This window comes from Corynebacterium sp. TAE3-ERU12 (assembly GCF_019209905.1).
Classification (GTDB): Bacteria; Actinomycetota; Actinomycetes; order Mycobacteriales; family Mycobacteriaceae; genus Corynebacterium.
On sequence record NZ_JAHUTM010000001.1, the window covers coordinates 127,174 to 142,726 of the forward strand.

Genomic DNA, 15,553 nt, shown 5'->3' on the forward strand with positions numbered 1-15,553 from the left:
GAGACTCAGGCTGCGAGCTGGGCTGAGCGTTGTCGGAGGTCACATGCGGAGATTTTACGTCATGATTAGTGCATAACCGTTTCTTTTATCGTCTCTGCGTGAGTCTGCAGCTATTGGCGCACCAGCACCGTGAACGGGCCCACCTCGTGGATATCCCAATGCTCGGCGAAAGCAGAACGCTGGAAAATAAGACCCCGGAACAGCACATTCGGATTGTTCGGGTAAATATCGTCAGCGATATCCAACGTCAACGGCGAATCCTCGTCGCTGTACTGACCCCGCAAGATCAGCACATCCGGCCCCCGCCAATCGGTCGCATCCAGCGCCGCGACCAACTCGTCGGGCTGCGTGATCTGCGACCACTGTTCAATTGCGGCATTACGCTTGTCGAACTCACCCAACGGATTGGCGTAGTGGCTGGTCAAAGCCTGGAACGAATACCACGGGAAAAAGGCCTGGAAATTGCGTTCATCGGTGAGCACCACCGTCTCAGCAGGCTCCAAACCCGCATCCATAAGAACCTGGTGAATCTCCCCGTAGTAATAACCAGAATCAGGGGCGAACCGATCCGCACGCTCGCCGTACCCATCGGTATCGGTATGCGCCAAATCCAGCGGGCCATGCAGCCGATGCGGAATCCCCTGCGCATAAGCCACCCCAGCAATAAGCAGCAACACCGCCACGGCCGCGCCGACGCGCCGGGCCACCTGACCATCGTCGGTATCGCGCACCTGACTGGCAGCACACCGGGCGGCATCGACCACACCGAACACACCAGCGGTCACCAACAGCAACGCAATCGGCCCGGCCAGGCGGAAGCCCAATAGGGTGCCACCGCCCAGCGTCGCCACCATCGAGGCCACCACCCACACGTAGAGCACCACCGTCACCGCCCCCAAAGCCCGGGCGGTATCGCTGGTGCGGGCCCCGGCGAAACGGGCCACCAGCCACACCACACCCACCAGGCAGACAAACCCAATAATGGAGCCAGCCAGCATCGGCAGCGGCACCACCGCACCATTATTCGGCAGATAATGCGTCGCCGTGGCACCCGAGTTCGGCTGCCCAGTCAACCGCGCCCACACATAAGGACCCCACACCGAAAGAGCAATCAGGATGGACCCCACCCCTAGGACCACCAGGCGCACGAGAGGACGCACCGAACGCGCCGACCACGCCGCCGCCACGGCCAGCACAATGGCGCTCAGCGCCGCCACGCCGGTGTACAGGGTGTACATCGTCGCCGAGACACCCAGATAAGCAACCGAGCCAACCAGCGACCAGCGCCCACCACGCAAACCACGGCGCACCAACACCGCGTAGGCCGGCAACCCCATCGCCACTGCCGCGGCATAAGGCTCCTCAGCACCAGCGGACAACGCCACCGCAGTCGTGGCCAGGGCAATCCCAGTAGCCAGCGGCAAAGACCCGGTCAGGTGACGCCACAGCGGCACCAACATCGCCCCCGTAGCCGCCAGTGTCATCAGCGCCCACGGCTGGAATACCTCCCAACCAGGAATGCCCAGCAGGTTCGCCAAGCGCCCGCCGACGAAGAACCAGCCGGCCGGGTAGAAGGTGGGCACGTCGATATAGGCCATATCGTGCAGGCCGAAATCCGCGGCCATCCGCGTTAAATACTCAGTGCGGAACTCCTGGTCAACACTGATTCCATCCAGGTAGAGCCGCGTCGTCGACAGCGGAATGCCCAAAGTGGCCACCACCAACCCAGCAGGGCAGAGATACGCCAGGGCTGTGGTCAGCGCAGCGAACCACCGCGAGCGAGCCACCCCGCGCAGCTGCGCATTGCTCCGCACCGCCAACGCGGCGATAACAACCACCAGCACACCGACGGTGCTGGCCGTGGCCAGTGCCCGGGTCATCAGGGAACCGCCGAAAGCCGGCAGCGTTAGTTGGTGCAGCACCGCCCAACACGCCAACGTCACAACAGCGGCGATACCACCAGTAAGGAGGATCGCCGCTGCTGAGCGCACCGGCCGTGACTGGGCAGGCGCCAAGGGGGACTGCGCAACCGACGACATCATGCCGATAAGTGTGGCATACCGGCCGATACCAACGTCGGAAAGCGCAACGAGACGCTAAATCGGCAGCTTCTTGAAAATCGGGCGCGGAATATGGCTGAGGATCATCATGACGTAGCGGAACAGCGGCGGCGCCCACACCAGGGACTTCCCGGCATCAACCGAGCGCACCGCCAGCTTGGCGACGTCCTCCTTATTCACCGTCAGCGGGGCATCGGGCACATCGGCGGACATCCGCGTGCGCACCTGACCAGGGCGAATCACCAGGGTCTGGACGCCGTACTCTTCCAGGGCCTCACCCAGGTTCAGGTAGAACCCATCCAGGCCGGCCTTCGTGGAGCCGTACACAAAATTCGACCGGCGCACCCGCTCACCAGCCACCGACGACATCGCAATGAACTGACCATGCCGCTGGGCCTTGAACTTCTCGCCCACCAGCACGCCGACGCTGACCGCGCCGGTGTAGTTCACATCGCAGATCTGCACGGCCTTGCGCTGGTTCTGCCACAACTCCTCGGCGTCACCAAGCAAACCGAAGGCAACAATGCAGATATCGACGTCACCGTCGGCAAAAGCCTCATCGATAACCGCCGGGTGGGATTCGAAATCCGCGGCGTTGAAATCGATGGTCTTCACCTCCGAGGCGCCGGCATCACGCATGGCGGCCTCGGCGTCGGCGCGGCCCGGATCGTCGGCAAGCGAAGCCAGAATCACCCGGGCAGGCCCGCGCTTCAAAAACTCACGGGTAATAGCCAACCCGATCTCGCTGGTACCACCGAGAACCAGGATGGACTGGGCAGTGCCCACAGCATTAATCAATTTGTGCTCCTTGGCGTAAAAAGTTTCGACGAACCCAGCGCTAACCCAGCGCTAGCCCAGCTCGAGGCGACGGCTCATATCCGAGGCGAACACCCCGGTGGGGTCAATGCGGCGGCGCGTGGCCAACCAGGCATCCATCTCCGGGTACATATCGTGGAACATCGCAGCTGAGGTGCGCGACTCCTTGGCCAGGTACAACCGGCCACCGAACTCGTGAACCCGCTTATCCAACTCATCGAGGAACTGGCCCAAGCCCGGCTTAATCGGGAAGTCCACACACACATTCCAGCCCGGCATCGGGTAGGACAGCGGGGCGCGGTTACCCTCGCCGAACAGCTTGAACACATTCAGTGCCGAATAATGCCCCGAGGACTGAATATCGCGAACAATATCCTTAAACGGTTCCACAGCCTCAGTGGGCACCACAAACTGGTACTGCAGGAAACCACGCTTGCCATAGCCACGATTCCACTCACCAATGAGATCCAGCGGCTGGTAGAACTGCGTCAGATTCTGCACCTGATTGCGGTACGTGCCGGACTTCAGCCACCACAATTCACCAATGGCAATCATGGACAGCTTGTTCATGGTGAAACTGGGGAAAATATCCGGCACCGTCACCAGCTGCGGGGCGTTGAACTTCAACGGCTCCTTCGCCAGCTTCGGGGACAATTCCTCCAACTGGGCGAGCGTAGCCAGCGAACCACGGGAAATAGCGGCGCGGCCAAGTTTCGGCTCCGGCGAGATCGCGTCGAACCAAGCCGAGGAATAGGTGTAGTTGACCTCGGAACCATCAGAGTGGAACGCAATGGTCTCATCCAGGCTGTGCGTCATATCGCCATCAGCGATGAAATACGCGGTCTCGGTGCGGGTCATCCGAATGCGTGCGCGCAGGATGATGCCGGTCAGACCCATGCCGCCGACAGTGGCCCAGAACAGTTCCCCATCGGGGTCATCATCGGTGCCTTCGGGCTCCAGGTGCAGAATGCGGCCGTCGGCGACGAGCAGCTCCATGGAAACAACATGGTTGCCGAAAGAACCGGCCGAGTGGTGGTTCTTGCCGTGAATATCCGGCCCAATTGCCCCACCAATGGTGACCTGGCGGGTACCCGGCAGCACCGGCACCCACAGCCCATAAGGCAGGGCGGCTTTCATCAGCTGATCCAGGGTGACACCGGCATCCACATCGACAATGGCGTGCTCAGGGTCGATGGAGTGGATGTGGTTGAGCTGCTGCATGTCGATGACCAGGCCGCCAGCATTCTGGGCGGGGTCACCGTAGGAGCGGCCCATACCGCGTGCGATCACGCCGCGGGTGCCGCCAGCGGGGGCGTCGGCATTGCGCTCGGCGACCATCGCAACGGCCTTGGCGATCTCGTCGACGTTCGAGGTGGAGAGCACTTCGGACGTGGTGGGGGCGGTGCGGCCCCAACCGGTGAGAGTTTTCGCTTCTGTGTGCAGGGCCCCGGAGGCACCGCTCGAAGCTGCGGTGCTGGACGTGCCCGTGTTGGTCGACATCGCTGCCGAGGGTACTACCGCACGCTGGCCAGGGCCCGGCGGCGCGCGGCTGCACACCGCCCCGGCTGGTGGGTTATAGGTCCAGCAGGGACCGGATTTCCTCCGGCAGTTCCTCCTGGGAGGTGATGGTCGGCCCGTCGTAGGTGTCAAGAATCTCGTACACCCGCGCGCGGCTGGCCGAGTCGACCATCGGCAGTTCCTCGGCGACCAGGCGGGTCATCTCCTGGGACATGGGGGTATTGGTGTGCTCCGCCGCGATATAGCGCTTCGGGGCATCCTTCTTCCGCAGAAAACCAAACATGCTTCGCACACTATCCTGTCTGCCATGAGCGCAAATATCGTGACCGTCGCTGTGTTGCATCCCGGCGACCCGGTGGCTGTCTGGCATGTCGAACTGGACCCGGCCACTGTGGGGGCGCGACTGTCCGGGGCGTGGCTGGTTGCGCATGACGACCCCGCCACACTGGCCAATATCACCACCAACTGTGCGGTACTGCCCGCCGGTGACCTGGGGGATCTCCCCGCAGAGCTTGCCGACGCGATCAGCGCCGCGCCGGTGGTGGACCCGGCGGCCACAGTGCAGTTGATGCGGGACACCGGTGCGCAGCTCATAGCGGCCACCCGCGCGGAGAATAAAGCCAGTGGCCGGAAACTGAAATTGCCGGTGATCCCCGACGTGCCGGACCTGGAGCCAGTGGCCGCCCCCTTCCACGGGGAGCCGGGCGCCGAAGCGGCCTGGCGTCTGGCCCGCAGCCTGGAGGAACTCGCCGACCTGTGGGGCGATATTGAGTCTCAGCGGCTGCGCCGCCAATTCCTGCATGGTGATAACAGCACCGCCCGCCCGTTGCCGGTAGTGACCACATAGGGCGGGGGTGCCGTCTTTGGCGCCGCCAGCACCCTGGTGAGCTGCGCAAACGTCGGAAAGCTGCCCCTTATACTCGGTTACTGCCACGGTGGCCAATGCTGCGGGGGCCGCTCTTACCATCGGGGGTATGCCCACGGACACCGATAACGTCATCGCCTTCCCCGGCGTACGCGTGGCCAGCGAACCTGCCACGCTGATTATCGGTGCCCATATCAATGCCGACCCGAATACGGTCACCCGCGTTTTCGGTGTCAATGACCAACTAAGCCTCGCGGAGTTCGCTGAGGCGCTGCGGGTCCTGTTCGGCTGGCCAGATGCGCACGCGGCGAGTCATTTCCTGGTCGGTGGGGTGAAACTGCCGCCGCACTGGCGCATTGGTGAGGTGCTGGTGCACCCTGGGGACCAGCTTGTGTGGGAGTGGGGGCTGTGGCAGCACATGATGGATGTGCGGGAGGCGTTCGCCCGTGACCACGCCACCCCAGATGTGTTGCTTATTGGTGGTACTGGCCTGGTGCCGGGTGCGGGCGGCGATGCGGACGATATTGATATCCCGGCGATTAATGCCGAACTTACTGGTGCGGAGTCGATGAGCCATATCCTCGCCGGCACTCGCGATGAGGTCGTGGACCTTATTGACCGCGCCGGGGCGTTGGAGTTCATTCCCCTGTTGCAGGCCTTGGACCTGCGGCGGCCGAGTGGGTGCGCGCCGGAGATGGTTGCCGCAATGCGTGCGTTGCCGGTGGAAACGGCGGTGGATGATGCCGCTGGCCGTGATGCCGCGTGGGTCACCATTTTGGGTTTGGCGGCGCTGCTGAATGAGGAGCTGCGCCATGATGTTGCCACCCACACCATGGATCGGTTGATGTGGTGCCGGGAGGATGGGTACCCGCTCAGCGGCGAGGAAATTGATGATTTGTGCGCAGGCACTTTGCAGGTGCTTGCCGACGTTGGCGTCGTGGGCGAGAATGCGCTGCCGGCCGATACGCGCCTGGGTTTATTACGTGAAGCGCTGCGCCGCTGACTACCATCAGCGCCGTGACTTCTGCACCCTCCGCGCCCGCCGCACCCGCTACCCCCATGGGGATGCGCCGCCAGTTGACCTTCTTCATCATCTCCGGCGTGATCGCTGCCGTCGTTGATTTCTCCACCACGTGGCTTTTGCTGAATGTGCTGGTGTGGACTCCGTTCGCCGCGAAGACCGGTGGTTGGGTGCTGGGCACTATCACCGCTTATCTGATTAACCTGCGGTGGACATTCCAGGCCAGTTTCACGGTGAAGCGCACTGTGGCGGTCGCGGCGCTGTACATCATCACGTTTATTACCCAGACCCAGATTTTCGTGTTCTTGCTGCCCGTGCTGGCGAATTGGGGGTGGCAGGTGTACCTGGCGCAGTTCGGGGCTTTTGTGGTGGCCCAGGGCGTGGCCACGGTGGTGAACTTTATTGTGCAGCGCACGGTGATTTTCCGGGTGCGTTAGTTTCTTGCACTAATCGTCCGTGGCGTAGCGGCTAGAAGACCGGTGGTGGCGTTAGTGTAGGGCCGTGACTTTGCAGGATGTGTATGCCCCGAATGCTGATCTCACCGCTCAGCGTGTTCTTTTCTCCTCGCCGTCGGAGTGGGTCGACCCGAAGCTGTATTACCGCGTTGACGGCATCGGAGAGGTTATTGATGCCTCCCGCACTGAGCTGACTATCGGCCCGCGTACCCAGGTGCGCACCGATACGTATTTCGGTCGGTTCCGTGCGTCGCATTGGCAGCGGTGGACGAAGGTGCCCCGTATTACTCTGCGTGCGGTGGCTGATCCCGGTATCCGGGTCACTGCCTGCACGGAGGATATTGGTGGCCATGTCGGTTTGGCCGGTTCGGTGCTTGTGCCTGCCGACGCTGATGGCCCCCAGCCGGTGGCTATTGATATCCCGCTGGATCGCTTCGCCGACGGCGGTGCTGTCTATGCGTTGTTCGTCAGCCGTGGGGTGGGCGGCACGGTGCGCGATGTGCGGTTTACCGTCGGTGCTGAGCATGTGATGCGTGATGTGCCCACCGATATTGTCATCTGCACCTATAACCGCCCCGTGGACTGCGCTAATACGGTGGCCACGCTTGCCCGCGATCTTGGTGCGTTGGAGCGGCTGCGCCAGATTCGGGTGGTGGATCAGGGCACCCAGCATCCTGAGGACGAGCATGATTTCGCTGCCGCCCGGGAGGCCCTGGGTTCGCGGTTGAGCGTGGTGCGTCAGCCGAACCTGGGTGGTGCCGGTGGTTTTTCCCGCGGTATGCGTGATGCGGTGGATGCGGGGGACTGCCTGGTATTGCTTACCGACGATGACATCCGCCCGGAGCCGGAAACCACCCTGCGTATGTCCGCCTTGGGGTGTTGTGCGGAGAAGCCGATGCTGCTGGGCGCGCAGATGTTGTTCCTGTATAACCCCACGCACTTATTCCGCACGGGTGAGCGTTTTGATTGGTCCACCCTGACGGTACTGCTCAATGACCCGCTGTATGGCATGGCTGATGTGGATGTGCGGGACAAGCACCAGTTGCGCCGGCTTGGGGTGGATTACAACGCCTGGTGGTCGTGCTTGGTGCCGTCGAGCGTTATTGAGGAGATCGGCCTGGCGTTGCCGCTGTTCTTCCAGCATGACGATATTGACTTCGGCCACCGCGCGATGGCGCATGGTTACCCCACCGATACGGTGCCTGGTGATGCGGTGTGGCATGCCGATTTCTACTGGAAGGATATCGACGGCCCCGGCGCGTACTTCAGCCTGCGTAATTCGCTGATTTCTGCGGCCTTGCATGGTGAGCAGTCAGGGCGTCAGATGGCTGCGACGGTGGGCCGCATGGTGGCGTCGAATCTGGTGTCGATGCGGTATGGCCTGGTGTGGACCCAGTTGGAGGCCATTCGGGATGCGCTGCGCGGGCCGGAGGTGCTGGATAACGCTTCGCAGGATGATTTCGGCCGGATTGTGCGTGGGCGCGCCGATTACCCGGAGACCAAACTGCTGCCCTTATCGGAGATGCCGGCTGGCCTGGACCCGGTGCGGCCGCCGACGCGTGAGATCGCTTCTACGGACCGCACTTTGGCTAAGCGCGCTGCTTATACCCAGATGGGCCGGGAGCGCCCGGGCCCGGCAGCGGTGTGTTTTGAGGACTCGTTTTGGTGGCATGTCTCCACATTCGATGACGTGTGGGTCACCGATGCTTCGCAGTCGGGGGTGCGCCACTTAACCCGCAATGTGAGGCTAGAAAAGCAGCAGCGCGGGGAGTTGACCGCGCTGCTGCGGAAACTGGCTAAGGACTGGGATGCGCACTGCCAGCGTTGGCAGCAGGCCGCCCCGCAGTTGGTGAGTCCTGAGAACTGGGAGAAGTTCTTCAGCGCGGAGTAGGCCTGCCTGGGCTGTCTGGGGGCGACTTAGTCGCTTTTCTTCTTCCGGGAGAACCGCGACTGGCGCTGCTCCGGTGGGACGTAGGGGTCGAAGTGCTCCCGGCGGCCCTTCCGGTGCAGGGCCCACCAGCGCACCAGCCCAATCGGGTCCTTGCGCTTGAACAGGAAGAACGCCGTGAAACGGATGTACTCCTGGGGCAGCAGGCGCAACATGCCCGGCTGGCTCATCACGTAGCCGCGGTTGCGGTAGGTGTAGTAGCGCTTGAAATCACTATCCGGGTACTGGGCGTGCACTCCGCTGACAATCATCTTGAACTCGTCCGAACCGGCTGGGTGCAGGTACGCGGTGGTCAGGCAGGTGCCGTAGCGCAGCTTGGAGCGCTTTAAGCGACGGGAGAACTCCACTTCATCGCCGCGGATGAACAGACGGTAGTCCGGCACGCCGGTGCGGGCCAGGGCTTTGGCCGAAATCAAAGCGCCGTTGAAGAGGTTGACGATGCCGGGCAGCAGGTCGCCTTCGGGGTCGGTGAGGTCGAGACCTTCGGGTAGTTCCTCGCCGGTGGCTGCGTGGTGGACGGCGAAATTGACGTAGTAGCGGTTGCCTTCGTCGTCGTAGACGCTCGGCAGGTTCGGGTTGTCCTCACCGATGACTTCGCTGCGTTCGCGGCGCCAGCGCAGGCCCCGGCGCAGCGGGAAGGCGAGCTTCGCGCCGTCGTCGATATCGCAGACCAGCGGGGAGACCACATCGAGTTCGTGGCGCTCGGCGGTGACCAGTAGGCGGCGCAGCACGTCGGGGCCTTCGGGGCGGCCGTCGTCATCGCCGCACCAGATCCAGTCCGCGCCCAGGGCGAGTCCGTGCAGCATGCCGAGGGCGAAACCGCCAGCACCACCGAGGTTGGTTTTGCTGCCCAGGTAGATGACCTCGACCCCATTATGGCCGTCGAGGTTGTCGCACACGGCCCGGACGCGGTCGTCATTGCCGTTATCGACGACGATGAGCCACTGCGGTTTGCGGTTCTGGTCAAGGATGCAGCCCAGGGACTCGGTGACGTCCTCCAGACGATCCTTGGTGACCACCACGCTGGCGATGGTGGCGGTGTTGACGAGGCTGGTGGAAGTGTCCTTGGTTTTTTCGGCCTTATTGGCGTCGTCCTTCGTTCCCTTGGCCTCGTTGGGTTGGGTCACGGGGGCCTTGTCGGCTTCGCTCACTTCTTCTCCTTCAGGACGGCACGTACGTGCTGCGCGGCTTCAGGTCCCTCATAGGCTTCGACGATGTCGTCAACGGTGCCTGCTGCTCGGATTTGGCCGTGGTCAACCCACAACGCGGTATCGCACAGTTGGGCGAGAAATTCATTCGAGTGGGACGCAAATACGAGTATGCCAGAACGGCTTACAAGGTTCTCTAATCGAGTGCGGGCTTTAGCGAGGAATGCGGCATCGACCGCACCTATTCCCTCATCTAACAAAAGGATTTCCGGTTCGATAGACGTCACCACACCAAGCGCCAAACGCACCCGCATACCAGTGGAATAGGTGCGCAGCGGCATGTGCAAGTAGTCGCCTAATTCCGTGAACTCGGCAATATCGTCGAGTTTCTTGCGCATTTGTGCCCGTGTTTGCCCCAGGAATAGTCCACGAATGACAATATTTTCCATTCCGGATATTTCCGGGTCCATGCCCACGCCCAGGTCGAACACGGGGGCCACCCGGCCGCGCACCGCGGCAGTACCCCGGGTGGGTTCGTAGATACCGGACAATAACCGCAGCAGCGTGGACTTTCCGGCGCCGTTATGGCCCACCAAGCCGACTCGGTCACCGGTACGCAGGTGCAGGTTGATGTCTTTAAGTGCCTCCACGACGACCACATTGGAGTCATTGCGGCCAATGGCTCCGCCGGCGGCCCCGAGGAACGCCTTCTTCATCGAGCGGGATTTCGCGTCGAAAATGGGGAAGTCCACGCAGGCGTCGTGGGTGTCAATGCTGACCATGAGTGCTCCTTCGACTCTGCTTAGACCCAGTAACTCACGCGGCCACGCCACTGGCGCATCGCCAGCAGGGCCAGGCCGAGTCCGGCGGCAGTGCACACCAGCACAATGCCCCAGTGATACGCCGCGACTGGTTGGCCGGTTAAGGGGGCGCGGATGATCTCGAGGTAGTGGTAGAGCGGGTTGAGTTCGGCGATTCGGGCGCGTTCGGCAACAGCGCCGCCCTGTTCTTTCAAGGTGCGGGTAGTCCACACGATGGGGGTCATATAGAACACCAGCTGGATGAGGCTATCGAGCAGGGGCGCGATATCGCGGTAGCGGGTGGAGATAATGCCGAAGAACATTGTCACCCACACACCATTTGCAACGAGCAACACAAGAGCCGGAATGGCGAGCCAGAATTCCCAGGACAGGTGCGGGCGGAAAATAAGGATCAGAATGACCCAAATAATCATATTGTGTGCAAAAAATAATAGTTGCCGCCACACCAGTCGATAGACATGCACGGACAACGCCGAGGGCAATTGTTTAATCAAGCCCTCATTTTCGATAAAAACCTGCGAACCTTCGCGCACACATCCGGAAATGAAGCCCCACACAATCAGGCCCACAGTCACATGCGGCAGGAAATACGACAGTTCCTGCTGGAACAGCAGGGAATACAACAAACCTAAGGCCAGGGCCATCGCACCAGTGGCGATAGTGATCCACAACGGACCCAGAGTTGAGCGTCGGTAGCGCTGTTTGATGTCCTGCCAACCCAGCTGGAGCCACAGTTCACGCTGGTGAAAACCTTCAGTGAGGTCCTCCCAGGCGGCTGCGACCGTGCGGGACCGGGATTTCTGTGGACCCCCGGGGGTACCACCGCCGGTCATTCGGGCCACGTCCGCAGCGAGATCTCGAGTGCGGCCGCTGGTGTTATATGACTCGTTCGGTTCCTCCACGGTCTACAACTTACCTGCGGTATCGCTGCTTCTTGAACGCCAGGCCCCGGTGCTGGTCGCGGCAGTGAAACTACGTCGCGGTTTACCCTCACTTCGCGGTCGACATCAATGATGTCCAGGCGGCGGTATAGCATCGCCCGTACGGATGCTGGATAGTGGTACCTAATCACTCCAGCGTTATTGCAACTTGGTGGATGAAGGAAGAAGGGAAGGTCATGGCGTTCGACGTCCCCACGACTCGCGGCTACTACACGTCGCTGTCCGATGGTTGGACCTACCTCAATGGCCTAGAAAACGCCCAAATACCCGAGCGGGTCTCGGCGGCGGTTGCTTCTTCTTTCCGCAATGCCCCGAAGAAGCTCAAGGCCGAAGCCAGCAGCGGTGTGCACGCCCGGTCCCAGGAAGCCGGGGTATCGGCTTCTGGGCAGATGGCGATGACCGCCCGCCGGGCCTTCGCCGATATGGTCGGCGCCCGCTCAGAAAATGTGGTGCTGGGCCCCTCCCGGCACGCCCTGGTTGAGCAACTTATGACCGGGATGAGCCGCCGGCTGACCCTGGGCTCGGAGGTGGTGTTGTCGCGCACCGGCCGGCCCGCAGTGCGAGTGCCGGTGCAGCGCGCCGCCGATATGTTCGGCGCCACTGAACGCATGGCCGAGGCGGATCTTTCCACCGGTGAGCTGCCGTCCTGGCAGTACACGGAGCTGGTCAATTCACGCACCCGCCTTGTGGTGGTGCCCGCCGCGGACCCGCATGTGGGCACTGTTGCCCCCGTGCGCGATATCGCTACCACGGTCCACCGCGCCGCCCCCGATGCGTGGGTGCTTGTCGACGCTACTGATTACGCCCCCTACCGCCTGGTGGATATGGCCCAGTGGGACGCCGACATTGTGCTTATCGACGCCGCGGTCTGGGGTGGTCCCGATGTTGCCGCCCTGGTCTTCCGAGATAACCGGATGCTGGACCGGCTGATGTCCCTGGCGCTGTCCCGTGGGGCCAAGGGCGCCCACCGCCTTGAAGTCGCCGGTGTCGCCCCTGGTTTGCTCGGTGGTGTGGCCGCTTCGGTGCAGTGCCTGGCAGAACTCGATCCCAGCTCTCGCGGTACCCGCCGGCGGCGACTGGAAGTGGCCATGCCGCAGATCAGTGACTACCTGACCTCGTTGACCGCGCATCTGATGGATTCCCTGGAGTACCTACCCCGGGTGCATATCGTCGGCGGCGGCAGCGAAGACAGCGGCTATGACTCCCCGCTGGGCCCGGCCATCTTCAGCGCCGTCCCCCGCGCCCTTGGTGTGGACCGGGTGCCGCGAGTGAGCTTCATCGTCGGTGAAGGGGCCATCCCCGCCGCCGATGTGGTGCGCCGCCTGATGAATAACGGGGTTGTCACCTCATCAGTGCAGCACGGCGACTCCGCGCTGCTGGAAGCCATGGGTGTCTTCGAAGCCAATGGGGCGGTGGCCGTCGGACTGCAGCCGTTTAATACCTCCAGCGATATCGACCAGCTGGTACGTGGCGTGGCCTCCCTGGGCTAGACCACCTGTCTTTCGCACCGCAGGCCGGTAACGGTAGGCTAGCTGCGGCCCCTACGGCACCGGCCAGGTGCGGATGGGCCAATGGAGATGTGGCAGAGCGGCCGAATGCACTCGCCTTGAAAGCGAGCGTCCCTAACCCGGACCGCGGGTTCAAATCCCGCCATCTCCGCTGCATACACGCACTCACGCTGCGCGTATGCGATCCAGGCAGCAACGCGTAGATTCTTTCTCATGTTTGATGCGTTTTCTCGTCGCAGCCGCGCGCCATATCGTCGGCGCGCCACCGGTGCCAGCACCCGAACTGTTGCGCTGGTAACCGCTGCGTCGCTCAGCGTTATCGCTGGTGCGACAGGGTGTGGCGATAACACCGAACACAATCAGCTCTCCCACAGTGCCCCCACCACCCCCGCCCCCGGGGCGATGCCGCAACAGTGGCGTGACGCGGTGGCCGATATTGAGCGCCGCTACGGCGGCGAGGTCGGTATCTCTCTGGCCGTCCCCGGTGCCGGCCTGGACTCGTCCGCGCCGAAGGTGGAGCACGCCGGTTCTGTACAGGACGGGGTGGCGTGGTCGACCTCGAAGGTTCCACTGGCAGTGGCCACGGTGCGCCGCACCCATGAGGTGACCGACGCCGTGGAAAACGCCATCACCATTTCCGATAATGACTCCGCCAGCGCACTGTGGAATGACCTCGGCGGCTGGGGTTATTCCGGTGAAGCGATGGATGAGGTGCTGCGCGACGGCGGCGACTCCACCACCACCTTCGGCAGCGCCCAGAAACTCGGCAACCTGCCTTTTGGTGAGGTTCCGTGGCGTGTCGACGACCAAGCCGCCTTCGGCGCGAACCTGCTGTGCATTTCCGGCGGGGAGCTAGTCAGCCAGGTGATGGCCCATATCCACCCCGAGCATGCCTATGGGCTGGGCCGGATCGAAGGCGCCCGCTTCAAGGGCGGCTGGTCGCCGGAGGACACGGGCTATTTCATGCGCCAATTCGGCATCATCCCGGACAGTGCGGTCGCCCCCACCACGACGAAGACGACCCGCTCGACTGCCTCCACCGTGCGCACCGCGCCGGCCACCCCGGACCCATTAGCCGACCCCGACTACGACAACACTGACCCGCCGAGTTCTTTTGTAGGCGTCGCAATTGCAGTGCGCCCCGCCGATGGCAGCTACACCACCGGGGTGAAAATGCTCAATGAGCTTGCCGACGCCATCGCCGCCCACCCCGCCACCGGGGGCAGCTGCCGGTAGCGCCAACAGCTGCCGGCAGCGCCTAGCTCAAGTGCAGGGCAGCTAGTAGCCGCTCAGTCTCGGCGGCCGTGGTCACAGTTATGCGCAGGCCTTCACCGGGAAAACAACGGGTCACCACGCCACGCTCGGTGAGCACCGAAGCCAAACCGGTGCCAGTGGTCACGCCCTCAGCGTCGGCAATGCCAGCCACCGCAGCGACCTTGTCCTCCGGAATCCACACAAAGTTGCCCTGCGAATCCGGCACCACAGCCTCATCGTCGGCAGCAGAATTAACCGCACCCGTCACCCGCTCCCGCTGCGCATTGACTTCCCGGGTACGCCCCAACAACTCAGCGCGGGCCGCGGGCTCCAGACACGCAATAGCGGCAACCTGAGCCACAGTATTCACCGAAAACGGCAGGTAACAGCGGTTGACCGCATCAATGAGCTCCTCGGCGCCAAACAGGTACCCCACCCGCAGGCCCGCCAAGCCCCACACCTTCGAAAAAGTCCGCATACCGACGACATTGGCGTGCTCAGCAATGACCTGTAGCGCATTCGGAGTCGCCTCAGTCGCGGCCGTTGGGTCTGCGGCATCGAAATCATCCGTGAACTCGATATAAGCCTCATCGAGCACCACAACAACATTGTCCGGCACCTGCTCGAGGAACGCATCGAACTCGGCGGCGCTAATAGTCGTACCAGTCGGATTATTCGGGTTACAGACAAAAACCAGCCGAGTGCGGTCAGTAATCGCCGCAGCCATAGCGTCGAGATCATGGCGGTGATCGTCGGTAAGCGGAACCGCTACCGGAGTAGCACCGGCAACCCGCACCAAAATCGGGTACGCCTCAAAACTGCGCCAGGCAAACACCACCTCATCGCCGTCATGACACGTAGCCTCAATCAACTGCTGACACAGCGCCGTCGAACCACACCCCACCGCAACCTGCTCCGCAGTTACACCCAAATAACCAGCCAACGCAGTACGCAACTGCACCGCAGCCATATCCGGATAACGATTAATACCCGCACTAGCCCCAGCGATAGCCTCCTGCACCGACGGCAGCGGCTGATGCGCCATCTCATTAGACGAAAGCTTGAGCGCCCGCGGAGCCAGCTTGCCGGGCTTATAAGCGGGGATATCAGACAAATCAGCGCGAATCATGGGCTAAACAATACGTCGCGGACAAACACCACCGGCCAGCACCGCAGAAACACGCAGCTGGGGCGCCGG

General features: G+C 62.6%; 14 protein-coding genes and 1 tRNA gene. 7 read left to right on the forward strand and 8 right to left on the reverse strand.

The genetic code is table 11. The features are described 5' to 3' along the window. Positions 1-110: 110 nt before the first annotated feature. The 4 genes from KRX51_RS00530 to KRX51_RS00545 all read right to left on the reverse strand — a co-directional run bounded on the left by KRX51_RS00530 (position 111) and on the right by KRX51_RS00545 (position 4,677). The gene (locus KRX51_RS00530) at positions 111-2,042 is read right to left on the reverse strand and encodes a galactan 5-O-arabinofuranosyltransferase (RefSeq protein ID WP_218361027.1); all 1,932 of its coding nucleotides are present in this window, start codon (positions 2,040-2,042) and stop codon (positions 111-113) included. A 54-nt stretch (positions 2,043-2,096) separates the two neighbouring features. Next, entirely contained in the window at positions 2,097-2,858 is a 762-nt protein-coding gene (locus KRX51_RS00535; RefSeq protein WP_218361028.1) for a decaprenylphospho-beta-D-erythro-pentofuranosid-2-ulose 2-reductase, read from the reverse strand. 51 nt (positions 2,859-2,909) lie between these two features. Next, positions 2,910-4,376 (reverse strand): FAD-binding oxidoreductase, encoded by a 1,467-nt coding sequence (locus KRX51_RS00540; RefSeq protein ID WP_218361029.1) that lies wholly within the window; start codon positions 4,374-4,376, stop codon positions 2,910-2,912. A gap of 73 nt (positions 4,377-4,449) precedes the next feature. Next, entirely contained in the window at positions 4,450-4,677 is a 228-nt protein-coding gene (locus tag KRX51_RS00545; RefSeq protein WP_218361030.1) for a hypothetical protein, read from the reverse strand. A gap of 24 nt (positions 4,678-4,701) precedes the next feature. Between KRX51_RS00545 and KRX51_RS00550 the strand changes: the two genes are divergently transcribed. From KRX51_RS00550 to KRX51_RS00565, 4 genes are all read left to right on the forward strand, one after another. Next, positions 4,702-5,241, forward strand: a complete 540-nt coding sequence (locus KRX51_RS00550; RefSeq protein WP_218361031.1) for a hypothetical protein — start codon at positions 4,702-4,704, stop codon at positions 5,239-5,241. A 127-nt stretch (positions 5,242-5,368) separates the two neighbouring features. Then, a complete protein-coding gene (locus KRX51_RS00555) occupies positions 5,369-6,262 on the forward strand; it encodes a hypothetical protein (protein WP_218361032.1) in 894 nt (297 codons plus the stop codon). 14 nt (positions 6,263-6,276) lie between these two features. Further along, positions 6,277-6,717, forward strand: coding sequence for a GtrA family protein (locus KRX51_RS00560; RefSeq protein WP_370624947.1), 441 nt, complete (start codon positions 6,277-6,279; stop codon positions 6,715-6,717). A gap of 64 nt (positions 6,718-6,781) precedes the next feature. Continuing rightward, positions 6,782-8,626 (forward strand): glycosyltransferase, encoded by a 1,845-nt coding sequence (locus tag KRX51_RS00565; RefSeq protein ID WP_218361033.1) that lies wholly within the window; start codon positions 6,782-6,784, stop codon positions 8,624-8,626. 26 nt (positions 8,627-8,652) lie between these two features. Here the strand turns inward: KRX51_RS00565 and KRX51_RS00570 are convergent, their stop codons facing one another. Genes KRX51_RS00570 through KRX51_RS00580 form a run of 3 tightly spaced genes read right to left on the reverse strand, consistent with a single transcriptional unit; the run spans position 8,653 to position 11,485 of the window. Then, on the reverse strand, positions 8,653-9,834 hold the full coding sequence (locus KRX51_RS00570; RefSeq protein ID WP_370624948.1) for a glycosyltransferase: 1,182 nt from the start codon (positions 9,832-9,834) through the stop codon (positions 8,653-8,655). Beyond that, a complete protein-coding gene (locus KRX51_RS00575) occupies positions 9,831-10,613 on the reverse strand; it encodes an ABC transporter ATP-binding protein (RefSeq protein WP_218361034.1) in 783 nt (260 codons plus the stop codon). The genes KRX51_RS00570 and KRX51_RS00575 overlap by 4 nt, the downstream gene beginning before the upstream one ends. Before the next feature lie 20 nt (positions 10,614-10,633). Next, positions 10,634-11,485: an ABC transporter permease gene (locus KRX51_RS00580; RefSeq protein WP_218362189.1), complete on the reverse strand. Its 852-nt coding sequence runs from the start codon at positions 11,483-11,485 to the stop codon at positions 10,634-10,636. Between the two features lie 284 nt (positions 11,486-11,769). Here KRX51_RS00580 and KRX51_RS00585 point away from each other — a divergent pair, with 284 nt between their 5' ends. The 3 genes from KRX51_RS00585 (at position 11,770) to KRX51_RS00595 (ending at position 14,337) form a co-directional block, all read left to right on the forward strand. Continuing rightward, complete coding sequence (locus KRX51_RS00585) at positions 11,770-13,083, forward strand: aminotransferase class V-fold PLP-dependent enzyme (RefSeq protein ID WP_218361035.1); 1,314 nt, start codon at positions 11,770-11,772, stop codon at positions 13,081-13,083. 83 nt (positions 13,084-13,166) lie between these two features. Beyond that, a tRNA-Ser gene (locus KRX51_RS00590) sits at positions 13,167-13,252 on the forward strand. Between the two features lie 62 nt (positions 13,253-13,314). Then, positions 13,315-14,337, forward strand: coding sequence for a hypothetical protein (locus tag KRX51_RS00595; RefSeq protein WP_218361036.1), 1,023 nt, complete (start codon positions 13,315-13,317; stop codon positions 14,335-14,337). Between the two features lie 22 nt (positions 14,338-14,359). On the opposite strand, the gene hisC is transcribed toward KRX51_RS00595, so the two are convergent. Further along, entirely contained in the window at positions 14,360-15,484 is a 1,125-nt protein-coding gene (gene hisC, locus KRX51_RS00600; RefSeq protein WP_218361037.1) for a histidinol-phosphate transaminase, read from the reverse strand. Positions 15,485-15,553: the final 69 nt, after the last annotated feature.